Origin of the sequence: Phyllobacterium sp. CL33Tsu (genome assembly GCF_900113985.1) — a bacterium.
Lineage (GTDB): Bacteria > Pseudomonadota > Alphaproteobacteria > Rhizobiales > Rhizobiaceae > Phyllobacterium > Phyllobacterium pellucidum.
The window spans coordinates 650426-674125 of the sequence record NZ_FORJ01000001.1; the positions used below are offsets into that span (position 1 = coordinate 650426).

The 23700-nt window shown below is 57.3% G+C and carries 25 protein-coding genes; 12 read left to right on the forward strand and 13 right to left on the reverse strand.

All coding sequences use genetic code 11. The features are described 5' to 3' along the window. Positions 1–6: 6 nt before the first annotated feature. Positions 7–312: an urease subunit beta gene (locus BM074_RS03250; protein WP_091919710.1), complete on the forward strand. Its 306-nt coding sequence runs from the start codon at positions 7–9 to the stop codon at positions 310–312. Between the two features lie 89 nt (positions 313–401). Here the strand turns inward: BM074_RS03250 and BM074_RS03255 are convergent, their stop codons facing one another. Continuing rightward, positions 402–785 (reverse strand): hypothetical protein, encoded by a 384-nt coding sequence (locus BM074_RS03255; RefSeq protein WP_027230283.1) that lies wholly within the window; start codon positions 783–785, stop codon positions 402–404. Positions 786–960: 175 nt separating this feature from the next. Here BM074_RS03255 and ureC point away from each other — a divergent pair, with 175 nt between their 5' ends. From ureC to ureG, 5 genes are read left to right on the forward strand one after another with little or no spacing between them, the layout of a single operon-like run. Next, entirely contained in the window at positions 961–2673 is a 1713-nt protein-coding gene (ureC, locus tag BM074_RS03260) for an urease subunit alpha (protein WP_091921411.1), read from the forward strand. Between the two features lie 14 nt (positions 2674–2687). Next, the gene (locus BM074_RS03265; protein ID WP_244532718.1) at positions 2688–3203 is read left to right on the forward strand and encodes a DinB family protein; all 516 of its coding nucleotides are present in this window, start codon (positions 2688–2690) and stop codon (positions 3201–3203) included. Further along, the gene (gene ureE, locus BM074_RS03270) at positions 3200–3697 is read left to right on the forward strand and encodes an urease accessory protein UreE (RefSeq protein ID WP_091919712.1); all 498 of its coding nucleotides are present in this window, start codon (positions 3200–3202) and stop codon (positions 3695–3697) included. The genes BM074_RS03265 and ureE overlap by 4 nt, the downstream gene beginning before the upstream one ends. A gap of 54 nt (positions 3698–3751) precedes the next feature. Continuing rightward, positions 3752–4366 carry an urease accessory protein UreF gene (locus tag BM074_RS03275; RefSeq protein WP_091919713.1) on the forward strand — a complete coding sequence of 205 codons (615 nt, stop codon included), beginning with the start codon at positions 3752–3754 and terminating at the stop codon, positions 4364–4366. Further along, on the forward strand, positions 4363–4986 hold the full coding sequence (gene ureG, locus BM074_RS03280; protein WP_091919715.1) for an urease accessory protein UreG: 624 nt from the start codon (positions 4363–4365) through the stop codon (positions 4984–4986). The genes BM074_RS03275 and ureG overlap by 4 nt, the downstream gene beginning before the upstream one ends. Here the strand turns inward: ureG and BM074_RS03285 are convergent. After that, entirely contained in the window at positions 4969–5982 is a 1014-nt protein-coding gene (locus tag BM074_RS03285; protein ID WP_091921415.1) for an LLM class flavin-dependent oxidoreductase, read from the reverse strand. The two genes, ureG and BM074_RS03285, sit on opposite strands and share 18 nt — an antisense overlap. Before the next feature lie 424 nt (positions 5983–6406). On the opposite strand from BM074_RS03285, the gene BM074_RS03290 reads away from it, so the two are divergent. Further along, complete coding sequence (locus tag BM074_RS03290) at positions 6407–7192, forward strand: DeoR/GlpR family DNA-binding transcription regulator (RefSeq protein ID WP_175498873.1); 786 nt, start codon at positions 6407–6409, stop codon at positions 7190–7192. Continuing rightward, positions 7185–8375, forward strand: a complete 1191-nt coding sequence (locus BM074_RS03295; protein ID WP_091919727.1) for an MFS transporter — start codon at positions 7185–7187, stop codon at positions 8373–8375. Before BM074_RS03290 ends, BM074_RS03295 begins: the two co-directional genes overlap by 8 nt. 117 nt (positions 8376–8492) lie before the next feature. On the opposite strand, the gene BM074_RS03300 is transcribed toward BM074_RS03295, so the two are convergent. From BM074_RS03300 to BM074_RS03325, 6 genes are all read right to left on the reverse strand, one after another. Beyond that, the gene (locus BM074_RS03300) at positions 8493–8687 is read right to left on the reverse strand and encodes a hypothetical protein (protein WP_027230288.1); all 195 of its coding nucleotides are present in this window, start codon (positions 8685–8687) and stop codon (positions 8493–8495) included. 320 nt (positions 8688–9007) lie between these two features. Beyond that, the gene (locus BM074_RS03305; protein WP_091919729.1) at positions 9008–9337 is read right to left on the reverse strand and encodes a hypothetical protein; all 330 of its coding nucleotides are present in this window, start codon (positions 9335–9337) and stop codon (positions 9008–9010) included. A 487-nt stretch (positions 9338–9824) separates the two neighbouring features. Further along, the gene (locus BM074_RS03310) at positions 9825–10043 is read right to left on the reverse strand and encodes a hypothetical protein (RefSeq protein ID WP_091919731.1); all 219 of its coding nucleotides are present in this window, start codon (positions 10041–10043) and stop codon (positions 9825–9827) included. Between the two features lie 90 nt (positions 10044–10133). Next, entirely contained in the window at positions 10134–11393 is a 1260-nt protein-coding gene (locus BM074_RS03315) for a glycerate kinase type-2 family protein (RefSeq protein WP_091919733.1), read from the reverse strand. A gap of 2 nt (positions 11394–11395) precedes the next feature. Then, positions 11396–11707, reverse strand: a complete 312-nt coding sequence (locus BM074_RS03320) for a Dabb family protein (protein WP_091919734.1) — start codon at positions 11705–11707, stop codon at positions 11396–11398. A gap of 130 nt (positions 11708–11837) precedes the next feature. After that, the gene (locus BM074_RS03325) at positions 11838–13145 is read right to left on the reverse strand and encodes an amidase (RefSeq protein WP_091919738.1); all 1308 of its coding nucleotides are present in this window, start codon (positions 13143–13145) and stop codon (positions 11838–11840) included. A gap of 195 nt (positions 13146–13340) precedes the next feature. On the opposite strand from BM074_RS03325, the gene BM074_RS03330 reads away from it, so the two are divergent. Next, positions 13341–13484 (forward strand): DUF1127 domain-containing protein, encoded by a 144-nt coding sequence (locus BM074_RS03330; protein WP_081815759.1) that lies wholly within the window; start codon positions 13341–13343, stop codon positions 13482–13484. A 64-nt stretch (positions 13485–13548) separates the two neighbouring features. On the opposite strand, the gene BM074_RS03335 is transcribed toward BM074_RS03330, so the two are convergent. From BM074_RS03335 to BM074_RS22935, 5 genes are all read right to left on the reverse strand, one after another. Beyond that, positions 13549–13905 carry a VanZ family protein gene (locus BM074_RS03335; RefSeq protein ID WP_051614542.1) on the reverse strand — a complete coding sequence of 119 codons (357 nt, stop codon included), beginning with the start codon at positions 13903–13905 and terminating at the stop codon, positions 13549–13551. A gap of 94 nt (positions 13906–13999) precedes the next feature. Then, positions 14000–15328 (reverse strand): HlyD family type I secretion periplasmic adaptor subunit, encoded by a 1329-nt coding sequence (locus BM074_RS03340; RefSeq protein WP_027230295.1) that lies wholly within the window; start codon positions 15326–15328, stop codon positions 14000–14002. Between the two features lie 12 nt (positions 15329–15340). Then, positions 15341–17458, reverse strand: coding sequence for a type I secretion system permease/ATPase (locus tag BM074_RS03345; protein ID WP_091919739.1), 2118 nt, complete (start codon positions 17456–17458; stop codon positions 15341–15343). Positions 17459–17494: 36 nt separating this feature from the next. Continuing rightward, the gene (locus BM074_RS03350; protein ID WP_091919740.1) at positions 17495–19519 is read right to left on the reverse strand and encodes a hypothetical protein; all 2025 of its coding nucleotides are present in this window, start codon (positions 19517–19519) and stop codon (positions 17495–17497) included. Between the two features lie 98 nt (positions 19520–19617). Next, positions 19618–20514 carry a hypothetical protein gene (locus BM074_RS22935; protein WP_091919741.1) on the reverse strand — a complete coding sequence of 299 codons (897 nt, stop codon included), beginning with the start codon at positions 20512–20514 and terminating at the stop codon, positions 19618–19620. A 670-nt stretch (positions 20515–21184) separates the two neighbouring features. Between BM074_RS22935 and BM074_RS03360 the strand changes: the two genes are divergently transcribed. The 3 genes from BM074_RS03360 to BM074_RS03370 all read left to right on the forward strand — a co-directional run bounded on the left by BM074_RS03360 (position 21185) and on the right by BM074_RS03370 (position 23401). Beyond that, positions 21185–21997: a helix-turn-helix transcriptional regulator gene (locus tag BM074_RS03360; protein WP_091919742.1), complete on the forward strand. Its 813-nt coding sequence runs from the start codon at positions 21185–21187 to the stop codon at positions 21995–21997. A 20-nt stretch (positions 21998–22017) separates the two neighbouring features. After that, positions 22018–22500 carry a hypothetical protein gene (locus BM074_RS03365; RefSeq protein ID WP_027230299.1) on the forward strand — a complete coding sequence of 161 codons (483 nt, stop codon included), beginning with the start codon at positions 22018–22020 and terminating at the stop codon, positions 22498–22500. A gap of 667 nt (positions 22501–23167) precedes the next feature. Further along, positions 23168–23401: a hypothetical protein gene (locus BM074_RS03370; protein WP_139217618.1), complete on the forward strand. Its 234-nt coding sequence runs from the start codon at positions 23168–23170 to the stop codon at positions 23399–23401. The last annotated feature ends 299 nt before the right edge of the window (positions 23402–23700 follow it).

Below are 23700 nucleotides of genomic sequence, written 5' to 3' on the forward strand. Positions count from 1 at the left end.
CAGACGATGATCCCAGGAGAAATCATCCCCGCCAAGGGCGACATCGAACTCAACGCCGGCGCGAGCACGGTGACCTTGAAGGTCGCCAACCGGGGAGACCGGCCGGTTCAGGTCGGTTCGCATTACCATTTCTTCGAGACCAATTCCGCCCTCGACTTCGAGCGCGGAAAAGCCCGCGGCATGCGCCTCGATATTGCCGCCGGCACCGCAGTCCGCTTCGAGCCCGGACAGGAGCGCGACGTCACGCTAGTGCCGCTCGGCGGGAACCGGACCGTCTACGGATTCCAGCAAAAGATCATGGGCAAGCTTTGAGAATACCGCTTGAATCTTTCATGCCGAAAAGCGACCGGAAGATCTCCGATCGCAACGCGCTTACCGAATTGCCGGGCAGAAGCGGGCGGTCAGCTCGGCTTCTTGGTGACCAGCGTCAGCAGACCCTTGGAATCAAGACTTGCGATGACAACGGCAGCGGACGTCAGGCCCTTTTCCTTGAGGGCGGCCGAAACCTGGGGCGACTTGTCAATCGAGGTCCGGAGCTTCTGTACGTCCGTATCGCTGCGCTTGGCGATAGCCTCGTTGACCTGGCTCTTCGTCCCTTCGGGCAGTTCGTTGATATCGACAATGTTGATGGTGGTGATCGGCGTCGCGCCGGCTTTTGCTGGCGCCTCGGTCTTGCCGGCCGGCTGTTCAGCCGACGGGGCCTGCGGAGCGGCGGACTGCGCGTAGGCAACGGATGTCGCCAGCGGGAATGCCGCACACAGCGTCAGGACTATCATCTTTCGCATCGTTTTTCCTTTCATGCGATTGGCGAACGATCATCTACTGATGACGGGCGCAGTTCACATGCGGAATTCGATCTGAAGCGGTCAGCAATCGGGTCTTGTCGGGGCAATAACACGGCGAGAATGTGTCGCACTGAACCGGCAATACCGCAGCCTATCCATCGAAGAGGGAATGCTCATGCCCGCTAAAATCAGCCGTTCCGCCTATGCCCGCATGTTCGGCCCGACGACCGGCGACCGTGTGCGCCTTGCCGATACCGAACTCTTCATCGAAGTCGAGAACGACTTCACGGTTTATGGCGAAGAAGTGAAATTCGGCGGCGGCAAGGTCATTCGCGACGGCATGGGACAGAGCCAGATCGCACGGGCGGACGGCGCTGTCGATACCGTCATTACCAATGCCCTGATCGTCGATCATACCGGCATCTACAAGGCCGATGTCGGCCTGAAAGACGGTTTGATTGCCTCCATCGGCAAGGCCGGCAATCCTGACACGCAAGCCGGCGTTTCCATCATCATCGGGCCCGGCACGGAAATCATCGCCGGCGAGGGCAAGATCCTGACCGCTGGGGGCATGGACGCGCATATACATTTCATCTGTCCGCAGCAGATCGAGGAAGCGCTGATGTCGGGCGTGACCACGATGTTCGGGGGCGGCACCGGCCCGGCCCATGGAACCTTGGCCACCACCTGTACCCCCGGGCCATGGCATTTGGCACGAATGATCCAGTCCTTCGACAATATTCCGATGAATATCGGCCTTTCCGGCAAGGGCAACGCCTCGCAGCCAAAGGCACTAGTGGAAATGATCCTCGGCGGGGCCTGCTCGCTGAAACTGCACGAGGATTGGGGAACGACCCCCGCGGCCATCGATAATTGCCTGACCGTTGCCGATGATTACGACGTACAGGTGATGATCCACACCGATACGCTCAATGAAAGCGGCTTCGTCGAGGATACGGTCAACGCCTTCAAGGGGCGCACCATCCATGCATTTCACACGGAAGGCGCCGGCGGCGGCCACGCGCCCGACATCATCAAGATCTGCGGACTGGCGAATGTCATTCCTTCATCGACCAATCCGACCCGGCCCTATACGAAGAACACGATCGCCGAGCATCTCGACATGCTGATGGTCTGTCATCATCTCTCATCGTCGATCCCGGAGGACGTTGCCTTTGCTGAGAGCCGTATTCGCAAGGAGACCATCGCGGCTGAAGACATACTCCACGATATCGGAGCTTTCTCGATCATCTCGTCCGACAGCCAGGCGATGGGCCGTGTCGGCGAGGTGCTGATCCGCACCTGGCAGACGGCCGACAAGATGAAGCGGCAGCGCGGAAGCCTGCCGCAGGAGACCGGCGACAACGACAATTTCAGGGTAAAGCGGTATATAGCGAAATACACGATCAATCCTGCCATCGCGCAGGGCATCTCGCGGCATGTCGGTTCGATCGAAACCGGCAAGCGGGCCGATCTTGTGCTGTGGAACCCGGCCTTCTTCGGCATCAAACCCGATCTTGTGCTGCTTGGCGGCTCGATTGCCGCCGCGCCCATGGGCGATCCCAACGCCTCGATACCAACACCGCAGCCGGTGCACTACCGCTACATGTTCGGCGCCTTTGGCCGCAATGTCAGCGATTCGTCGGTGACATTCGTGAGCAAGGCGGCTGAGGAAGCCGGCCTGCGGCAGTCGCTTGGCGTCGACAAGCAGTTCATAGGCGTCGAGAACACCCGTGGCGGCATTTCGAAGGCTTCGATGATCCATAATGACGCTACGCCTCATGTCGAGGTGGATCCCGAGACCTACGAGGTGCGGGCCGACGGCGAAATGCTGACCTGCGAGCCGGCCACTATACTGCCGATGGCGCAGCGCTATTTCTTGTTCTGATGGATGGTAAATTGATGAAAGAGCACTTCAAGCGGCTGGCCTACTATAATAAATGGGCCAATACCCGCATATATGACGCTGCCGCGGCGCTCGACAGCGAGGACTATTATGCCGACCGGCGGGCGTTCTTCCGGTCCGTGCACGGCACGCTGAATCATATTCTCGCCATCGACAAATTGTGGTTCGGGCGGATTACGGGCGATCCCTACATTCCGCCGAGCCTCGACGTCATCCTTCATGACAACCTCGCGGATTTGCGGGCCACCCGCGACGCATTTGACAATCACATCATCGATGTCATCGGTGACCTTGGCGAGGATCGCGTCACCGGCGTGTTCCGCTGGACAACGATGGAGGGCGCGCCCTATGCATCGACGCTCGATCGCTGCCTGACGCAGAACTTCAATCACCAGACACACCATCGCGGGCAGGTACACACCCTGCTCAGCCAGTTGACCGGCAATGCGCCGCCGCTCGACTTCTTCTTGTGCATGAACGACGATTTTAATGAGGAAGACCATTTGCAATGAAACGGGTGACCGATCACGACCACGCCGGGCACTATCATGGCGCACCGTTCGACAGCGTCGTCCTTGCTCATGATGAGCGGCATTTGCGGCGCAAGGTTCTGACCTTGCGCAACGGCGAACAAATTCTCGTTGACCTGCCCGAGGCGATCGCCTTTGCCCATGGTGACGTCCTTGTGCTCGAAGACGGGCGAATGGCCGAAATCATTGCCGCCGACGAGCAGCTTTACGAGGTCGTGCCGCGCGATCGCCAACATCTTTCGGAGCTTGCCTGGCACCTTGGCAACCGTCACCTGCCGGCGCAGCTGGAAGAACGGCGGATCGTGATCCTGCGCGACCATGTCATCAAGGCCATGCTCGAGGGGCTGGGGGCAAGGGTCAATGAGATTGTCGCCCCCTTTCAACCGCTGCGCGGGGCGTACCATGGCGGGCACGGGCACCATCATCACGGGCACGGACACGAGCATGAGCATGAGCATGAGCATGAGCATGATTGAGGCCGTCGCTTACGTGAGGCCTATGTCGTGAACACCCCTCACCTCATCCGCCTCATGACCTGGCTGTCGCCGGCGTTCCCCGTCGGGGCGTTTTCGTACAGCCATGGCATCGAGCGGGTGATCCACGACGGCATTATTCGCGACAGGGCGACGCTTGAAGACTGGCTGCGCGACCTCCTCCACCATGGCTCTGTATGGAACGATGCCGTCCTTTTTGCTGCGGCTTGGAGCGAGCCTGATGCCGGTGAGGATATCGCCGCGCTTGGCGCGGCGATGGCAGGCTCCGCCGAGCGATATATGGAAACGATGTTGCAAGGCAGCGCTTTCATCCAGGCGGCAAGCCATTGGATGGACGTGCGATCCGCAGACGATCTACCCTATCCTGTAGCTGTCGCGCAAGTCGCAGCCTCAAACGGTGTAGAACTCGAACCGGCGCTTGCGGCCTATCTCCATGCTGTCCTGTCCAACCTCATCCAGGGCGCGGTCAGGCTGGTGCCGCTCGGGCAAAGCCAGGGCGTTGCCCTTATGGCTTCGCTTGAGCCGGCGATCCTTGGCGTGGCAAGTGCCGCAGCACGGTCCAGCCTCGATGATCTCGGCTCGGCCGCGATCATGTCGGAAATCGCCGCCATGCAACATGAAACACAATATTCGAGGGTCTTTCGCTCATGATTTCCCAGAATGGACCATTGCGGGTCGGCATTGGCGGCCCCGTCGGCTCGGGCAAAACCACCGTCACGGAAATGCTGTGCAAGGCGATGCGCGGCAGATATTCCGTCGCGGTCGTCACCAACGATATCTATACGAAGGAAGATGCACTCATTCTCAACCGCTTGCAGGCGCTGCCGGAGGACCGGATCATGGGTGTGGAGACCGGGGGTTGTCCCCATACGGCTATCCGCGAGGATGCGACAATCAATCTGCAGGCCATTGCCGAGATGAACAAGCGGCATCCCGATCTCGACATCATCTTCATCGAATCGGGCGGCGACAATCTGGCGGCGACGTTCTCGCCCGATCTTGCTGACCTCACCCTCTACGTGATCTCGGTGTGCCAGGGCGAGAAGATCCCGCGCAAGGGCGGTCCGGGCATCACCCGATCCGATCTCCTGATCATTAACAAGAAGGACCTTGCGCCCTATGTCGGCGCTGATCTCGAGGTGATGGATGCAGACACGAAGAGACAGCGCGGCGGCAAGCCCTATGTCTTTACGGATATGCTGCGCCGCGACGGGCTCGATGCCGTCATTGCCTTCATCGAGGCAGCCGGCGGCCTACGCCAGGCGGCTTAGCACATCGCTGGGTTTGATTATCGCTTCGGCTAGGATCTCATAGGACCTGATCCGCGCCTTGTGATCGAAAATCTGTCCTGTGACCATGACTTCATCGGCGCCGGTGCGTTGAATGAACTCCTCTACACCGGCCTTGACCGTCGCGCGCGAGCCAACGACGCTGCATGACAATGCCTGCCGAAGAATTGCCTTGGAGTGCAGGTCGAGTGTTTCCTCGTAGTTTTCGACCGGCGGCGGCAGCGGGCCGGGCCTGCCGGTGCGCAAGTTTACGAAGGCCTGTTGCTGCGAACTCTGCAGGAGTTTTGCCTCCGCATCTGTTTCGGCCGCAAAGACATTGAGGCCGAGCATCACGTAGGGCTGATCGATATGTCCTGAAGGTTCGAAGCGGGCACGGTAGATTTCGATGGCCCGCTCCATTTCCGCTGGCGCAAAATGCGACGCGAAGGCGTATGGAAGTCCGAGCGCCGCAGCAAGCTGCGCGCCAAATAGGCTGGAGCCCAATATCCAGACCGGCACGTTCGTGCCCGCACCCGGCACTGCGATGACCCGCTGGCCGGGTTCCGGGTCGCGCAGATAGCCCATCAACTCGACCACGTCCTGCGGAAAACCGTTGACGTCCTGATTGAGATTGCGGCGCAGCGCCTGGGCGGTGATCTGATCTGTTCCGGGCGCGCGCCCGACGCCGAGATCAATGCGACCCGGATGCAGCGAAGCGAGCGTGCCGAAGGCCTCTGCCACCATCAGCGGCGCATGATTGGGCAACATGATACCGCCAGCGCCCACGCGGATGGTCGAAGTTCCAGCGGCAATATGAGCAATGACGACGGCAGTCGCCGCGCTGGCAATGCCGCGCATGCTGTGATGCTCGGCAAGCCACAAGCGGTTATAGCCGAGCCGTTCGGCATTCTGGGCGAGATCGAGTGAATTGCGAAGCGATTGCCCGGCATTGCTGCCTTCGGCGATCGGTGAGAGGTCGAGGACGGATATTGGGGTCATCGGCTTCATATAGGCGCGCCCCTACGCGGCGCAATGCGCCCCCGCCGTTTCATGATTCACAAATATTGAAGCATCTTCCCCGAAAGGATCGGACGGTTTCATTTATCTGTAGATCGTCGGCTCCCGCATCTCAGGACTCCAAAAAAATTGCCCTTCGGTGCCGCTAACGCGAGCGGGGGGCAATCTGGCTCGAAAGCCATTTCGAGCCTGGCCGTTGATGTTTTCGATAAATTGTGGAAGAACGCGCATACTGGCGTCCAATCTTTTCCAATTGGCGTGCATGCGCACGCACATGAGTTTACCTCTAAACGTCTGACTTATCACATCAAATTGCCGCCGTTGTTCTGCGCAGTATCCATTGATCTGTGTTGCGTATTTTAACGTGATTATATATGTTTATATACGTTTAATGGAGAGCTTTCTAATGGACGTCGCGGCACTACCAAAAGAACGGCAGAAATTCATCCTCAATCGCTTGCAAAATACGGGAAGAGTCATAGCGGCAGAGATTGCGGCGGAAGTCGGTGCGACAGAGGACACGGTTAGACGAGATTTGCGGCATTTGGCCAAGGAGGGGCTTTGTCAAAGGGTCTATGGGGGCGCGTTGACGATCCATAAGATCTCCACCCCTTTGCACGTGCGAGAGGACGAGAATAGGGATCGAAAAAGGCGGCTTGCGCTACGAGCGGTACAACTGTTGAGGACAGGAGATGTCGTGTTCATTGACGCAGGTTCAACGAACACTGAAATCGCAAGGCTGCTGCCTGACAACTTGAATTTGCGCGTGATCACAAACGCGCCGGCCGTGGCCAACGCCATCTTGGGCAGGTCCGGTATTGAAGTCGATATTATCGGCGGACACCTCGATCGCACCACAGGTGGCTCGCTGGGAGCACGTGCTGTTAGCGAAGTTCGATCGATAAGGCCGAGCATCTGCTTCCCGGGCATTTGTGCGCTGGATTCTGAACTGGGACTAACGGCGTTTGATCCTGAGGACGCGTTTATGAAGGCTAACATTATAGCGTCGAGTGCTCGCGTCGTAGCTGTAGCGACAAGGGAAAAGATCGCCACGTGCGCTCCATATGTTGTCTCAGCCGCCGACAAGATTACAGATCTGGTGGTCGAGGCCGGTGTCGAGGAAGACACTCTCACTGCATATGCGAAGATTGGATTGGCAATTCAGGTAGTGGATGGACTGAAAGATGAGTGAAAGCGGGGCGAAACACCGACTGATTGCCGCAAGGATTTCCACAACTATTGTTTTTCTGGTAAACGGCATTGGCATCGGCGCGTGGGCCGCGTGCGTGCCAGCTTTGCGCCACTCGCTTTCCCTAACGGATTCTGCCCTGTCTCTTTGCCTCCTTGCGTTCTCGGGCGGTGGGCTCGTTGGCATGCCTGCGGCGGCTTGGTTGGTCTCGCGTTTGGGCAGTCAATACGCAACGATGCTCCTAGGCTTGATTTTTCCGATCACAATGGCCCTTCCGGGGTTTGCACCCACACTTTCTGTTTTGATTTTCGCTGCACTGATCTTTGGCATGGGAAAGGGCTTTCTCGATGTGGCAATGAACACGTTTGCCGCTGCGCTACAGACAGCCTGGGGATCATCGATAATGTCGTCTTTTCATGCGGCCTTTAGCGTCGGCGGTCTAGTCGGTTCGATTTCGATCGGCCTGATGTTCGTGAATGGATTGAGCGTCTTGATGGGGCTTGCGCTCCTGGCCATTTTTTCCGTGGTAGCGATAGGAGCCTGCATAGCACTTGGACTGCAACTTAAGATTGAAGAGGGACGTGAGAGATACACGCGTGCGTTCGCTATCCCTTCCCCTGCGTTGTTTGGAATTGGATTGCTTTGTTTTCTTGGCCTTCTGATGGAAGGCGGCATGGCCGATTGGTCCGGCGTCTACATGACGACCGTTGTCAAAGTGTCCACTGCACAAGCCGCTATGGGATACGCTGCCTTTTCTCTGATGATGGTTGCGGGCCGCGTCCTCGGTGATTGGTTTGTCGGCGTCTTCGGCGAACGGGCCTCATTGCTAGTGGGTGCAACCTCAGCCGCTAGCGGGTTTGCCATCTCACTGGGCAGCCCTACATTTGAACTTTCTGTGTTCGGCTTCGCATTGGTAGGACTGGGGGCATCAAATCTTGTGCCTCTGCTCTTTAGCGCCGCTTCTCGAACTGTGAGCCTACCTCCAGCAACAGCCATTGCGATGACGGCTTCGATCGGCTACGCCGGGTTTCTGATCGGCCCTCCGCTGATAGGCTTCGCGTCTGATCATATCGGCCTGCGGCTTGCGCTTGTTTCACTATTTCTCTCGGCCGTCCTTATAGGCACCTTTGGTCCGAGGCTGCTTGCCGTCCAAGCTGCGATCAAGCCCTTCAAGCTTAACGCATAGGGAGGTTCATGGATGCGATGAAACTATTTCGTGGTTGTAGTCGCTAAATCCACGGCATTGTTGTTAAAACAATCGACGAGCCTGCCGCGAGGCTAACGCGGCCGCCCAACGGACGGTCTAAAGCGAACGGGAGTGAAGACGCAGCTCCGGCCCCTTAAGGGCACGCGTCTCCTGTGACAACTGCTCATCGGCCTCACGAATAGCGGTCTCGATGAAATAAGCGATCATCTCAAAACCTTCATCATCTGCCATGGCGCAGAGTCTCGAGAGTTCGTCTTTTAATTCTTCAAGTTTATTGGCTCTCTTCGTCATTCCGTTCCATCCATCCAATGAATCTCAGCTCGCCCCTTCACATCGGTCCGCCGGCACTAGCCATGCGAACAACGCGGGGTGCAAGACGTTCCACGATACTTCCGCGGAATTTCCCCGTCATAGTTAATGTGCTTGTTGATTCCGACAAGACTTCGCACAAACAATAATCGAAACTTGCTCGTATTGAAAAGACCTCATATATCCTCAAATCATTGTGACAACTTGTAATAGTAATATAAACTTTCATTAAATTTTTACATGCCGTTGCACAAGCCACTGAAAAGCCTGTCCTATTGCGTCAAGCCGCAATTAAAGACTTATCAAAAATGTGAGAGTTGAACTTCGGCCTTGCCGCAGATTTTCTGTGATTTCGTCTTTACGGCCTGATCGATAATTCCCGATGCCAAGTCCGAGACGATCTCGACCGCGATATCCTCCGGAAGTCCGGTCTCTTTCATGCCCTTGCGCATCGCAGTTTCGCTGGCCTCGCTGGTGCCGCAAATATAGGCGCGCGCCTCAAGATAGGCTGCACGTTCAAGCTGCGGGTTGTTGACTTCGTCGCCCTCGCCGCCTTTTGGTACTGAAGACTGCACTTCGCTCTTGATGCTGAAAGCCTGGACAGGTGCATAGCCCGCGGCAACTGATATCATCAGCCCTGCTGCGAGTACGGGGATACATGATTTAGAGAATTGCATTGCCCTGCCCCTTCCAACCAAGTTCAACCGGCGCTCGCAGAATTGCTACTCGCCTCATTCATAGGTTGTTAACGGATTGGGGACTGGTTCCGTTCCAATTGTATAGTCAACGCTCCGTGATAGAGGCGTGACGGACTGGCGACGCAAATTGCTGCAATGCACCAAATGCAATGCTGCTATGCAATATTGTGCATATTAAATCAGATCAGTTGAGTTATTCTCAAATCAGGAATTTTCGGCAGCGTCACCTCCTCCCGGCTCTGTCGAAACGGATGGCCTCTCTCCTCCCAGAAGGCTTTCCATACCCAACGAAACCCACCGCACCTCCTCCCGCGGTGGGTTTTGTCGTTTCAGGGCTCTAATCGTCCAGTATCCGGCATGAAGAAAGCCGCCTCGCGAAATCGCCAGGCGGCTGCACTAAGCACGGTCGAATTCGATAAAACTATTGAGGCGCGGCGGGCTTCGCCGGCTTTGCCGCATCGGCGACGCTCGGTTCCTTCGACGGCGATGCGCGTGTGGTCAATGATTTCGGCGGCGGCACGTAGTAGGTATCCTTGGCCGGCGACGGCCCTGATGCGGCCGTGCTGCCGCCCTTCATTCCAGTGGTGCAGCCCGCAACGACGAGGAGGCCAAGGGCGATGACGGACAGTGCTGCTCGCATTCGATATTCCTTTGCGTGATGGCGCCAAAGGGGCGCTTGAGAATCGCTACCCCGTTGACCATTCAATCGTGGCGATACCGCGTCAAGGCATCAGCGAATGAGAATGGCGCGCAAGTCGTTGACATTCGTCCCGGTCGGGCCCGGCACAAAAAGATCGTCGATCGCTGCGAATGCAGTCCAGGCATCATTGCTGTTGAGGTGTGCCGACGCGTCATTCCCCTTGGCAAGGAGCCGCGCCACTGTCGTGCTGTCGGCAAAGGCTCCGGCATTGTCCTCGGAACCGTCGATACCGTCCGTATCGGCCGCAAAGGCGCTGATACCGTCCACACCGTCGATATCAATGGCGAGCGACAGCAGGAATTCGCTGTTGCGCCCGCCCTTGCCTTTGCCGCGAACGGTCACGGTCGTCTCGCCGCCGGAAAGAATGACGACCGGCTTCTTGAACGGCTGGTCCTTCATAAGAACCTGCTTGGCCATCGCTGCGTGGACGTGGGCAACCTCACGCGCTTCGCCTTCGATCGCATCCGAAAGGATTACAGCCTGTATATCCATGGCGCGCGCCACCCTGGCAGCCGCTTCGAGCGAGACCGCAGCAGATGCAATCACATGGTGTTCATGCCCCGTAAAGACGCTGTCCGAGGGCTTGGGCGCATCGGCTTTGGCCGAGTTGAGATGAGCGAGCGCGGCCTTGGGCAAATCGAGATTGTAGCGTTCGACAATGCGCAGCGCGTCTTCGCGCGTGGTCTCGTCGGTAACGGTCGGGCCGGAGGCAACAAATGCCGGGTTGTCGCCGGGAATGTCCGACACGATCAGTGAGTAGACGCGGGCCGGATGTGCCGCTGCCGCGAGCCGCCCGCCCTTGATCGTCGAAAGATGCTTGCGCACCGCATTCATCGCCGAAATGGGCGCGCCCGAGGCAAGCAGCATCTTGTTGACGGCAATCTCGTCGTCAAGCGTCATGCCTTCCGGAGGCGAAGGGAGAAGTGCCGACCCGCCGCCTGAAATAAGGGCCACCACCAGATCGTCGGCCGACAGGCCAGACACCGTTTCGAGCAGGCGCTTGGACGCGATCAGCCCGGCAGCATCGGGAACCGGATGCGATGCTTCAATGATTTCGATTTGTTTGCAGGGCGCGCCAAAGCCGTAGCGGGTGACCACGACACCTTCGAGCGGACCGTCCCAGACCTTCTCGAAGGCACTGGCCATTTGCGCCGAGCCCTTGCCAGCGCCGATGACAATGGTCCTGCCCTTCGGCTTCGGCGGCAAGTGTGCAGCAATCGTCCGCTCAGGATCAGCGGCATCAACTGCGGCCTGAAACAGCTTTACGAAGAATTCCTTGTCCTCACCCATTTTCACACTTCCAGATCAAAAACCAAAACGCCCGCAACACCGTCTGCCGTGGCGGCAACGATGCGCCCTGCTATGGCCTGGTGTTCGGGATGGACGAGATAGGCGTTACGCGCAGGAGCATCGGCAAAATCGAGAATAAACCCCTCGGAATAGCCCTTGTCCATGCCTGCCTCCGGGCTGACATTGCCGCCATACGCGATTGCCAGCGCACCGGGAAGATTGTCGCAAAGTTTTTGCAGATCGCGATAGATCGATTGGCGCTCCTGCGCGGTGACTTCGTCGCGAAAGCGGAGAAATACACAATGGCGGATCAAGACCGGAACCCCTCTAGAATAATGCACGGGCTGGACGTCGTAATGTCCGGCTGCGCATCCTGAACAGATTGCCGGAAATTGCGAGCGCTATTTCCGCCTTGAGCCAAAATAACATCAGGCGAAGCGAGGACTACATCGCTTTCGCAAGAAGCTGTTCAACGGAGAGAGCCATAGCAAGCAGTCGACGGTCCGCGCCGTGACGCCCAATCAGCATCAAGCCGCCCGGCAAGGCCATGCCGGGCATCGGCAGGCTGATCGCCGTCAGATCGAACTGGTTGGCTACCTGCGTATTGCGCAGAAGCAATCCTTCGATCTCCCGGTATCGCTGCTCGTTGGCGGCGACTTCCTCGATCAGTGGTGCAACGATTGGACAGGTCGGCACAGCAATAAGATCGAAGGCGCTGATCCGCCGATCCATGGCCTCTACAAGCGCACGCCGGCGCTGCATCAACCCGATGTATTCGCTCTCGGGGACAGCAAGGCGGCGAAGCAGAGGACGACGAACGCGTTGATCGACATCCAGGCCCTCATCATGCAGCCAGTCGGCATGGACCCTGCTTCCCTCAATGCCGGCGATCGAGCCGACGGAGGTTGCGACAGCCATTGCATCGATAAGATCGTCAATCGAGCAATCTGCAAGGATGGCACCGGCGGCCTCGAAGGTGCTTAGGCTAGTCTCGAATGCCGTAGCGATCGATGGTTCGGTCAGGTCGAAGAGTTGGCTGCGCGGCACACCGATTCGCAGGCCCTTCAGCGCGATGGGCATGGGCACAGCCGGCAATTCCTCGGCCATGATGGCATCCGCCAGCGCGCAGTCCGCGACGGAGCGCGCCAGTGGCCCGAGAGAATCAAGGCTGGGAGAGAGCGGAAAGGCGCCCTGAAGCGGGATGCGCCTTGCCGTAGGCTTGAAGCCGACGACGCCGTTCAACGCCGCGGGAATGCGGATAGAACCGCCAGTGTCGGAACCGATGGCTATTTCGCTCGTGCCTTCGGCAACTGAAATGCCAGCGCCGATCGAAGAACCGCCCGCGACCCGGTCAGGATCACCTGCATTTCCTGCGACAGGATAGTGCGGATTAAGACCGACCGCTGTAAAGGCAAACTCGGTCATGAGCGTCTTGCCGATGATCACGGCGCCGGCTTTGCGTAATCTTTCCACCACCACGGCGTCGGCTACGGCGGCTGCAGCGGTTCGTCGGATGACGGATCCCGACAGTGTCGGTTCGCCGGCGACATCGAGAAGGTCCTTGATCGAGACGATGCGCCCGTCAAGCGGACCGAGGGAGCCGCCTTCTGCGGCACGTCTGTCCGCAGCCTCGGCGGCGTTGCGCGCCGCGTCAGCATAGACCTTGACGAAGACACGCTCGTCGTCCCGGCGGGCATTGAGTTTGGCGAGCGCCAGTTCGAGCCGTTCGCGTGCTGATGGTACGGTTTGCATCTCTACCCGCTGCAGTTGTTTGCACCGAGATATAGCGGCTGGCGATCCAACTTTGGAAGAGGACCTCGCCAACATTCGGTTGCTGCTATGCAGCATCATCAATGCTGCCCTGCAACATTGGCAATTTTCTTGCCTGCCGAAGCAACGCATATTTCGTTTCAGGGAGGCCAACGAAATTAAAAAGGGGTATAAAAAATGAGCCTTCGCAACCGTATTCTTCAGTATCGCCAGTACCGCCAGAATCTTCATGAACTCAGCCGCTGCACCGATCGCAATCTTGCCGATCTTGGTATTGCCCGCGCTGACATCCGCCGCGTTGCCTGGCAGGCCGCACTTTAATTGCCGCACAATTGATTTATGGCGTTCGTGACCGTGTAGTCGCGAGCGCCATGTGCATTTTTGGCTAGCGAATGAGCGTTCCGGCCAGCATGCCTGCCACCGCCCCGGCGCTCTTGACCAGGAAATTCCCAAAGTCCGGATGCCGACCCGGGATGAAGTCCTGTGCGTATTCGAGCAATCCGCATGCGAGTACGATTAAGACTGTGTTTGCAATGCGTCGCTGGGGATAGGTCAGACTGAACAGCCCTCCGACCACCACAAAGGCGGTGAACCGCTCAACATCCGGCCCGAACGGCGTGATCGGGCGCAGGCCGATGGGGCCAACTGTTACGATGACCACCAACGCCAGCACAATCCAGGCAAACAGGTGATAGCGCGCGGGGATACCAGCGAGCGCTTTGTGAAGCCTGCGCCAGTTCATTTTGCCTCTCCCCGCGTTGCAATGGACTCAAACGTCAGCACGCTTGATATTTGGGCCAAATCCTGCGCGGAGGCAATCTGTTGGCGGCCGCTTCTCAATACTCCCTGAAGGCGCGGGACATGCTGTCGATCACGGGCTTGGCCAGATATTCAAAGAATGTGCGCTCATGCGTCTGGATCAGGATATCCGCCGGCATGCCGGGCGTTGGCGTGAAACCGTGTACCCGCGCAAGTTCGTCCGCCGGAATGCTGACACGGGCGAGATAGACTTCCTGGTGCTGGTTGGTGTCGGTCATCGAGTCGGCCGATACATAGTCGACCCGCCCGTTGATGATCGGCGTGGTACGCTGATTGAGCGCGCTGAGGCGTACATGGGCAACCTGCCCTTCCTTGACCTCATCGATCTGCATGCGCGGAATTTGCGCCTCGATGATGAGCGGCACGCCGGCTGGCAGGATCTCGATGATCGGCTTGCCGGTCTCGATAACGCCGCCCGGCGTGTGATAGTAAAGCCGTATGATCGTGCCGGCGACCGGCGCCTTTACAACGGTGCGCTCGAGGATGTTTTCTGCCTGGCGCGATTGCTCGCGTACAGTGTCGAGTTCGGCTTCGGCGCTTTGTATCTCGTCAAGGGCTGCCTGCTTTTCAGTATCCTTTGTCTGAATCATTTCCTTCTGCAGCTTCTCGATCTGCGCGTTGACTTCCTCGATCTCGGCATCGAGCCGGGCGATGGTGCCCTCGCCATCGGCAATGGCGCGCTCCAGCACATTGACCTCAGAGCGAGCCATAAGCCCCTGACGGAAGAGAGAATCCTTTGCTACGTACTCGTCCTTCAACAGGGCCAGCTGTTTTTTGGTGGAGATAATCTGCGCGTTACGGCCAATGCGGCGAAATTCGAGCGCTGAGATATTACGCTGCATCATCTGGTATTCATTGGCATATTTGGAGTGAGCGGCATTGAAGTTGTCGCTCTGGCTGTCATTGACCGCCTTTATTTCGGGATTGGCGATATTATCGAGGATGATTGCCGGCGGCTGATACCGGTCTTCCCCGCGTACGATCGCGTGCAGCCGGGCAAGAATTGCCTCAAGGCGGGCCTGACGCAAGTAAAGTTGCTGCGCATTGGCGCGCGGTGCGGTTTCATCGAGCGTCAGCAGGTCGTCGCCCTCCTTGACGCGGTCGCCTTCGCGGACCAGCAGGTCCTTGATAATGCCGCCTTCGAGATGCTGCACGATCTTGTTCTTGCCGGTGGCGACGAATGTGCCTGGTGCAATCACCGCTGCGGCAAGCGGCGCCGTAGCCGCCCAGGTGCCGAAACCACCGAAACAGACGATGATCAGCATGATGCCGAACCTGGTGTAGGGCTTGATGGAGCGCGGAACCCCATCGTACCATTGAAGATCGTTAACGACGTGCGTGGCCATCTTTTATCCCACCTATTCCGCCGCTTCGATGCTCGGCATGATCCCGGCTTCCTTATTCTTGCGCGCTATCGCTTCAAGCACGGTCGCGCGCGAGCCAAACATCGTCACCGTACCGTTGCTGAGCACCATGATCTTGTCGACGCAGCTGAGCAGCGCCGGGCGCTGCGTGATCGTGACAACCGTGATCTTGTGCTTCTTGGCATGCGACAGCGCCTTGGTCAGTGCCGCATCGCCCTGCGAGTCGAGGTTGGAATTGGGCTCGTCGAGGACGACCAATGTCGGGCTGCCGAAGAAGGCACGCGCAAGCGCGATGCGCTGTTTCTGCCCGCCCGAGAGCGGCGCACCGTCACCTGCCACAACGGTTTCGTAGCCTTGCGGGAAGCTCGCGATCAATTCGTGCACATCGGCAAGGATAGCCGCGTCGTAAATCGCCTCGTCGGTCACGTCCTCGCGCATGCGGGCGATGTTGGCCTTGATCGTCCCCGGGAAGAGCTGCACATCCTGCGGCAGGTAGCCGATGTTTTCGCCGAACTGCCGTTGGTCCCAATTGCGTAGATCCATGAGATCGAGACGGACGCTGCCCGAAGTTGGCAGGATCGAGCCGACCAGCATCTTGCCGAGTGTCGTCTTGCCCGCGCCGGAATTGCCGATAATCGCAAGGGATTCGCCCGGCATCAGCGTAAAGGAAATGCCGTTGAGAATGACCTTCTTGTTCGGTGGCGGCACGTAGAGAATACGATCGACGTCCAGCCTGCCCTCCGGGGTCGGCAGGCGAAGCCGCTCGAAATTCAGCGGCGAGGTCTGCAGGAGGTTCTTGATGCGGCCAAAGGCGGAGCGGAACTGGATGAAGCTGTTCCAGCCTTCAATGGCGCCCTCGATCGGCGCGAGCGCACGGCCGGCGATGATCGAAGCCGCGATCACCATGCCGCCGGTCATCTGACCGTCGATGGCAAGGTGGGCACCCCAGCCGAGCATGGTCACTTGCGTCAACAGGCGCGAGCATTTGGAGATGGTCGCGAAAACGATGTTACGATCCTGCGCCTTGACCTGCGCACGCAGCGAACCGGCCATATCGCGGCCCCAGATGCGAACAGCTTCGGGGATCATGGCAAGGGCATTGATGATCTGCGAATTGCGCGACATGGAATCGAGATGCAGCATGGCGCGGCTTTGGAAGTTTGTTGCCTCGGCGAACGAGGCGGCGGTTGCGCGCTGGTTGATGAAGGCGATGCAGATCAGGATCAGCGACGATACGACAACGATGTAACCGAGGTGCGGGTGGACGAAGAATACCGCAACGAGAAAAATCGGTGCAATCGGCGCATCGAAGAATGAGAGGAGGGTCCCCGACGTCAAGAAGGAGCGCAGCTGCTGCAGGTCGCCAAGCACCTGATAGTCCTTGCCATTGCCGTTCAGCGAGGCGCGCGCGGCTGCGCTGAGGATTGGGGCACCGAGTTGGACTGCGACCTCGACCGCGGTGCGCATTAGGATAAAGCGGCGTATCGCATCAAGCACCACCTGGATAACGACGGCACCGACAATCACCAGCGTCAGCATTATCAGCGTATCGGTCGAGCGGCTCGTCAGGACGCGGTCGGAGATCTGAAAGAGATAGATCGGTATGGCGAGAACGAGGATGTTCAAGAACAGAGTGAAGCCCATGACAATTATGAGATTCTTGCGAACCGCCGTGACACCGTTGTTGAAACTGTCGCTGAAGCTGGCGGTGGCAACGCGCTTGTGAAAGCTGCCGGCCGCGCCGCGATCGGCCTCGCGCTTCATAACTGGCCCACGATCGCCTTCGATAACTTTCCCGACTTCGCGTGCCAGGGGATTGCCGGCGGCGGAGGTCTCCGTTTTCATATCGGGCGTTTCGCTCAAGGGGATCGCGGTAGCGTTGTCGAGCGGTTCAGGATTAACCGGTGCCGCGATCGGCATTTCCTCGACCGACGTTTTTTCGGCAGCGGGCGTAGCGGTTGTGGCTTCTTCCGGCTCACGGCGGTAGAGCTTGAGAATCGTTTCCTCCATCTCGGCGAGAAGATTGTCGAAGCGGTTTTGCTCATTTCCGCGCGCTGCCTGCCGCCCATTTTCCATGGCGACCCGCAAATTTGCCTGCTCTTCATGTTTCATCTATTTCGCGCCCCCCTGGCGCACGTCTTCTTGTTCTTACGAGAGGACCGTCTGCATGACATCGACTGAGTGGCTGGTGTCGGGTACGTGAATGGATGTCGAATGGTCTGCCTGCGTCGAAGCGTCTGCGTCGTGATCGAGGAATGCTACGACCTCGTTGGCCAAAGGCTGTCCCTGACCCGGCCCTGTGCTTGGCGGCTGTGATCCGATGATTTCAGCCTGGATCAGAATGGCATCGGAATAGAGCGCGCCGCCGACATAGGACAGCCCGGTGCCGTGGGTGTCGTGGTCGACGATGGCCGCGATATTCACCAATGCATTGGAACCCGTGCTGATGTCCCATTGGGTGTTCGAGGTTGCGGCGAGAAGTGAATCCTCGTAGTGCGCGACATAGTCGGAATCGCCGAGAATATTCACCTGCTCGACATAATTGAGATCGTATACGCTGCCGGTGATATAGAGCGCGCGGAGACCCTCGATGCCGTGAAAGTTCGGGTCGCTGCCAAAGCCATCCGGCATTTTGTAGTTGCCGCTGGCAAGTCCCGTGAGTGCGTCCTGATAATGCTGCGGTATCCCCGTCACCCAGTTGGTCGCGTCGCCACTCTGAATACTGGCGGCATTCCACAACAGGTTGTCACTGGTCGAAAGCTTGCCGTTATATGCGCCGGCTGCACCGCCCGTGGTCAGGGTGTCGTTGTCGAACAGAATATTCGTCTGGAAGATGAAATTGCCGTCGTAATAGTGGCCGCCGATCATGACGAGATCGTAAGTGTTGCACAGTTCGGCGAAGGTCGCAGTGTTCATCGACATGTTCGCACCGGTGGTGATCGTCGTATAGGAACCGGTCGCGTTGAGCACATGCATGTCATTGTCGGAGATGAAGCTGTACTGGGAGATCCAGTTCATCTGCAGGAGATCGCCATTGATGACGGTGATTTGCCAGTTCTGCGGAAGGTGCGTCGTATCGCCGGACGATGCTGGCGTTCCGCCGGTACTATCCGCCTGATGCACGAAGTTGGCGATGTTCATCGCGTTGGTGGAAGGTTGGCACAGGGATTGCTGTCCCGCGAAACCGTTCTCGAACGTATCGCTGTCGCTATAGGCATTGGTCTGCACGATCGCATCGATGCGATAATGATTGCCGGCCACCGCGAAATGCCCGCTTATCGCATCAAGGCTCGTGAGGACGACTTGGTTGACCATAAGGTTCGCGCCGGCCTGAACGGTCACCGAACCCGCAAGGTCCGAACCATCGGTCAATATGGATTGGCTCGACACAATGGTGGGTTGTGCCGCGTCATGGTCCGTAGCCTTGATGAAATCCGGAAGCGATTGGCTGATGCCCGGCGCGCTCGTTACCTGCTCGCCATTGACAAACAGGCCGTCAATGGCCGGTCCGGTAATAACCGTGACACCCGGTGTCGCCGCAAGCGGTCCTGTCGCTGCCGCATGGATGAAACCAAGCTGATCGTTAAAGAACTGCGCGACCTCGGCGCCGTTGCCCGGAACGGCCGCTGATGTGAAGGATTCGGAGACCGCGAATGCCTGCGAGGACAGGTGCGCGAAGCCAGCATCGTCGGTGAAATCGAGATTCACCGGCATCTTGTTGCCCATGATGACGATGTCGTTGTCCTGCATGTGGTTGGTCTGCTTTAAGACCATCGACGTCTCGGAGGCACCGGACCCGAAATATGGCCCCTCTTCCACGACCCCATGCGCGACATCTGAACCTGATCCGTGCGGATGGGTCGGCGTGTGCGGCAGTCGGTGCATGCCGATTTCGATTTCGTCGAGATTGACTTCGACCCACGGCATCGATGACAAGCCGACCGGCGCCCATGGCACCGGCGTGTAATCAATATGCGCGTCTGAAAACGCCGGCGGCAATTGCGGGGTCGTATGGGTATCGATTGCAAGAATGTCTTTGAAATGCGGATCGGCGTCGGGGGTGATCTTGAATTCGCGGTATTCCAGCCGCGCTCTCGCGGCTTCGATGGATGTGTGGAAATAACCTACGAAATGGGCAATTGACTCTGAAATCTGATCACTGAAACCCAGCATTGCAGTCCCCGCCACATTCACGGCATCTGCCTTTGGACAAAGAGGTCTGCGCAAATTTCGCGCAGACCAATGTCAGGCAGTTTGCCTGCGTGTTACCGTTACTCGCTGTCACCACTGATGGTGGTATGCGTGTAGGTTCCATTGATAACGGTAGCGTCGAATGCGTTTTGCTGCAGGTTAGCGCCTAGAACGATATCCTGCGTGAACGCTGTTGATGTCAGATTGGCTGCGGCACTTGCCGCACTGGAGCCAGCCACATCGTCGCCGGCATGTGCGCCGCCGCCGTGATTGCCGAACCAGCTGTCCCAACCGTCAGCACCACTTCCGATACCATCGCCCGCTGTAGCAGCGCCCCCGGTTGCATCCAGCGTTACGCTGCCCGAGTTGTCTTGGCTGACATGAGAGAGCTGATCGTTGTCGACGAGATCCGCCACCTGATTAATGGCGAATCCGGTGTTTGTTCCCGCACCGTTAAACGCGCCATTGAAGATGTCCGAAAAGTGAACGTCGTTGCCTGGATCGAAGTTGATACTGCCCGAGTCGGTTATGAACACGTTGTCGAAGTTGGTGTGGCTCAGATCGAGATCTGCAAAGTCGTTGTCGGTTGGCAGATATCCATCCAGGTTCACACCGACATCCACATGCACGGCCGTATCCGACGTGTTGGTGTTGGTATTTGCGTTGTGGTTGTCACTTTCATTGAGGTTGGCATTAAGATTGCCATTGGCATTCAGATTGCCATTGCCATTGAGGTTACCATTGCCGTTGAGGTTACCGTTGCCATTCCAGTTCGAATTGTCCGAACTTGAATGTTGATCCTGGCTTTGGCTTTGCCCCTGCCCCTGTCCTTGCCCTTGAGCCTCCAGTTGCCCCTGGGCTTGCCCCTGCAACTGTAAGGCCAGCGCGGCGGCCACAGCGGACGCATCGGCATCTGCAGTCGCTGACGGATCGCCGCCTGGGTGGAAATTGTAGGTGTTGTTCTTACTGTTACTCATAAAAAGCCCTCCGATGTTTTGTTTTCGGAGCTAGCAAGAACCTCTATGCATTTCCAACGAGGTTTTTATGCGAGCTCGCATTGGTCTTTTATTTTAACAGACGTCGGTTATTATGATAACAAACCAGCGTGTTTCTGGATTGCTATTGCCAATGGTATAGATTTTGTTTTTTACACGAGAGTTTTTACTTGCGTTTTCCCCACACACAAACGTCGCGCAAGCCTTGTAAGGTTAGCCCCAAAGCCACCCAAGGTTAAGCTACCAATTCTGTTTAGGGGTGGGATTACCACTTCACACAACCTAAGGTGCTGGCCGGCTCATCAAAAAGTGCAATCTTTTCAGCATCGTCGCGGAGCAGCTTTTTAGAGGTGGAGCGAGCCATGGATTAGGGCGTCCGGCGGGTCTTAGTCCCTATTGTCGAGGTGGCCCTTCGCGCACTAGTTCCGCCTTCCAGCGCGCATCCTGCTAGGCACAACAAACTATTGAGTTTTCGGCGGTCACGGCCGTGTCACGCACGATTTATTAATCCTTCCTTAATCAACAGGGATAGTTGAGGCGCAGGGAGCAGAACGACACTAAATAAACGAACTCACCCGAATAAAAAAACAATAAGAGCAAACAAATCCGGAGGGAAAATACTTCCCTCACTAAAAGGGCGTAGGGGCTTATTATGAGCGCAACAATATCGCATACCAGGTCGGACCATGTACATCATGGGGCGAAGAATGAAGACGGCTCTAAATTCAGAAACGGCATCTTTATCTATGCCGAAGCTGGAGTGGTTTTCCAGGGATTGGTTCAATCACTGGAACGCACCTTCCCTGATCTGAAGATCCGCCTTTCGAGCAAGCTCAACGAAACCGAAGAATCGGATGAGAACACAGGTCTCGTCCTTATTCATGCCGGCTTCGCCTTCGATCTCGCAGATAGCGTCGAACGTTGCAAGCATCGCTTTCCGCATGCTTCGATCACTTTGATGATCGATGAAAACAGCACCGGCATTCACGAATACAATACACTCTTCGACAGCAAGCAGGTCCAGGGATTGCTTCCCTTCAGCCTGAAGCTCGATATCTGGCTCGCAGTCGTATGGCTGCTGCTGAATGGCGGTGAATACTATCCGTCGACCATCGTTCGCTCGATGGAAAAGACAGCGCCTGCCAAGTCGCAAGGTGCGAACGGCCAGGCGAAGAGCGCGGCCGGACCGATGAAGTCGCTGACCATTCGCGAACATCAGATCCTCGAACTGCTTTCCGAAGGACTGCAGAACAAGATCATCGCGGATCGGCTGGCCCTGTCGGAGCACACGGTGAAGGTGCACGTCCATAATCTCATTCGCAAGCTGCGCGTCCATAACCGGACCCAGGCTGCCGCGATCTATCGCGACAGTATCGATCAGGAGGAGGCCCGGCCCCCTTTTAGAGGGTATAGCGCACCACTCCAGCATCCGCAGAGCACATATGTGATGAGCCAGGCCGTCTGAGCTAATCCGAGGCAAGGCAAATGTCCCGCATCAATGACGTACTGATGCTGGTGGGCAAACTGAACTACACGTGGACGAACACCGAAAGCCTGTTCATCTACCTGATTGCCCACCTGCTGGACACCAACAAGGAAGCGGCGACCGTCATCTTCCTGACGTTGAACACGACGCGTGCCCGCATCGATCTGATCGAACGGCTGGCGAAGATCAGTTCGACGCCGCCTGAAACCAAGGCCGCAGTGCTCGAGATCACCGGGCGTATGTCGCGCGAACAGCGGCTGCGGAACAAATACAACCATTGCATCTATTCGTTCGATGAGGCTGGCGTGCTGACATCGACGCAGCTGATGCGCATCGTCGACATGGACGACAACCTCAAATACGGCAAGGTGGAAGCCCTGGACGACCAGGAACTTCAGCGCATCCAGGCGACGATCGACGCCATCATCGAAGTTAATCGGGATATATGGGCGTTTATCAAGCTCTATAGGATACCGGTATGAGAAGCGCCCCAGTCCCATCCATCGTGATTCCCGGTGCACCGGCCCATGTCGCCGACGCGGCATAGAACCTCATTTTGCATCATTTCTAGTAGTTATTGCTATGGCGTTTATGGCGCCGTTAATCATTATTAATTATTGACGAAATATCAATATACTATACCCTATTCTTGGTACAATGATTGAGGAAATCGTGAAATATAAAGACTAACCGCTAATATTCAAATATAAATCCGAAAATTCTCCTGATTTGTACACTAAACAACCAGAGGCGATTCTTTTTGTGGAAGAAGAAGCGCCTAGCCGCTTAAAAGCTGCGGCTACGAATGAAGCAACGGTCTGCGTCGCCGTGGGGGAGGACGCAGGCAAGAATGAAAAGGGTCATTTTGGGGGGCCTGCAACGTGACACACATGCCAGAACCGCTGAACAAACAGCGGCGGAAAAAGACGACGATACGACGCCAGGATCAAGAAGAGACACGGCGCGCTATCGCATCGATTGCCGGACTCGTTAACGGGTCCTTGGTGGTACTGACCGGAATTTACCCGGCCATGCGTGACAACGCGTTCAGTCGTTGCACTTCCCGTTCCGCGGCGAATGTCGACCGGGCCTAAAGCCCACCGAGTGAACAGAAAATGCAATTTCACGCAACATTATGCCAAGGGTATCATGAGTAACCGCCTGCAAAACTTCTGCCCATCCAAGACAGTGCATTCACGGATCGTCAATGCCTTGTGGATCGAATATGGCGGCACGCCATGGAATATGGCTCCCGAATGGGAGCCCGAACGCGCCTGGGCGCGCCAGCTCGACCTGACGCTCATCCCGAACCTCGGACCTATGTCCGTGGCCATTCTCGTGCAATGGCTTGCAGCCGGCGATGAGGACGAACAGTCGAAATAGGGAAATCTTCCATCACGATGCTCAGCGCACAACATTTGCTGCGTTCACCTGGAGGTACGCGCATTTTCCCGCTGTCGGGATTGGAATGGAATCGAAGTGATTATGGTCTGGGACAGGGGTGCTACGCCGAAATTCTGACTGGCATACTATAGAATTCCGGCGTAGGTCCCCCACTGACTGCCCGCTTGCTCCCACACACGCTTGAATGCTTTTTTGTTTTGTTTTCATGCGTTAAACTTGCGACCACGGGTTGAGACTATGAATGCTCCCGTTACGCAAGCGTGACTCAAACCGCGTTT

Coding starts and splice junctions, on each gene's coding strand:
- BM074_RS03250 (WP_091919710.1), top strand. CDS start 7: ATGATCCCAGGAGAAATCATCCCCGCCAAGGGCGACATCGAACTCAAC.
- BM074_RS03255 (WP_027230283.1), bottom strand. CDS start 785: ATGCGAAAGATGATAGTCCTGACGCTGTGTGCGGCATTCCCGCTGGCG.
- ureC (WP_091921411.1), top strand. CDS start 961: ATGCCCGCTAAAATCAGCCGTTCCGCCTATGCCCGCATGTTCGGCCCG.
- BM074_RS03265 (WP_244532718.1), top strand. CDS start 2,688: ATGAAAGAGCACTTCAAGCGGCTGGCCTACTATAATAAATGGGCCAAT.
- ureE (WP_091919712.1), top strand. CDS start 3,200: ATGAAACGGGTGACCGATCACGACCACGCCGGGCACTATCATGGCGCA.
- BM074_RS03275 (WP_091919713.1), top strand. CDS start 3,752: ATGACCTGGCTGTCGCCGGCGTTCCCCGTCGGGGCGTTTTCGTACAGC.
- ureG (WP_091919715.1), top strand. CDS start 4,363: ATGATTTCCCAGAATGGACCATTGCGGGTCGGCATTGGCGGCCCCGTC.
- BM074_RS03285 (WP_091921415.1), bottom strand. CDS start 5,982: ATGACCCCAATATCCGTCCTCGACCTCTCACCGATCGCCGAAGGCAGC.
- BM074_RS03290 (WP_175498873.1), top strand. CDS start 6,407: ATGGACGTCGCGGCACTACCAAAAGAACGGCAGAAATTCATCCTCAAT.
- BM074_RS03295 (WP_091919727.1), top strand. CDS start 7,185: ATGAGTGAAAGCGGGGCGAAACACCGACTGATTGCCGCAAGGATTTCC.
- BM074_RS03300 (WP_027230288.1), bottom strand. CDS start 8,687: ATGACGAAGAGAGCCAATAAACTTGAAGAATTAAAAGACGAACTCTCG.
- BM074_RS03305 (WP_091919729.1), bottom strand. CDS start 9,337: ATGATATCAGTTGCCGCGGGCTATGCACCTGTCCAGGCTTTCAGCATC.
- BM074_RS03310 (WP_091919731.1), bottom strand. CDS start 10,043: ATGCGAGCAGCACTGTCCGTCATCGCCCTTGGCCTCCTCGTCGTTGCG.
- BM074_RS03315 (WP_091919733.1), bottom strand. CDS start 11,393: ATGGGTGAGGACAAGGAATTCTTCGTAAAGCTGTTTCAGGCCGCAGTT.
- BM074_RS03325 (WP_091919738.1), bottom strand. CDS start 13,145: ATGCAAACCGTACCATCAGCACGCGAACGGCTCGAACTGGCGCTCGCC.
- BM074_RS03330 (WP_081815759.1), top strand. CDS start 13,341: ATGAGCCTTCGCAACCGTATTCTTCAGTATCGCCAGTACCGCCAGAAT.
- BM074_RS03335 (WP_051614542.1), bottom strand. CDS start 13,905: ATGAACTGGCGCAGGCTTCACAAAGCGCTCGCTGGTATCCCCGCGCGC.
- BM074_RS03340 (WP_027230295.1), bottom strand. CDS start 15,328: ATGGCCACGCACGTCGTTAACGATCTTCAATGGTACGATGGGGTTCCG.
- BM074_RS03345 (WP_091919739.1), bottom strand. CDS start 17,458: ATGAAACATGAAGAGCAGGCAAATTTGCGGGTCGCCATGGAAAATGGG.
- BM074_RS03350 (WP_091919740.1), bottom strand. CDS start 19,519: ATGCTGGGTTTCAGTGATCAGATTTCAGAGTCAATTGCCCATTTCGTA.
- BM074_RS22935 (WP_091919741.1), bottom strand. CDS start 20,514: ATGAGTAACAGTAAGAACAACACCTACAATTTCCACCCAGGCGGCGAT.
- BM074_RS03360 (WP_091919742.1), top strand. CDS start 21,185: ATGAGCGCAACAATATCGCATACCAGGTCGGACCATGTACATCATGGG.
- BM074_RS03365 (WP_027230299.1), top strand. CDS start 22,018: ATGTCCCGCATCAATGACGTACTGATGCTGGTGGGCAAACTGAACTAC.
- BM074_RS03370 (WP_139217618.1), top strand. CDS start 23,168: ATGAGTAACCGCCTGCAAAACTTCTGCCCATCCAAGACAGTGCATTCA.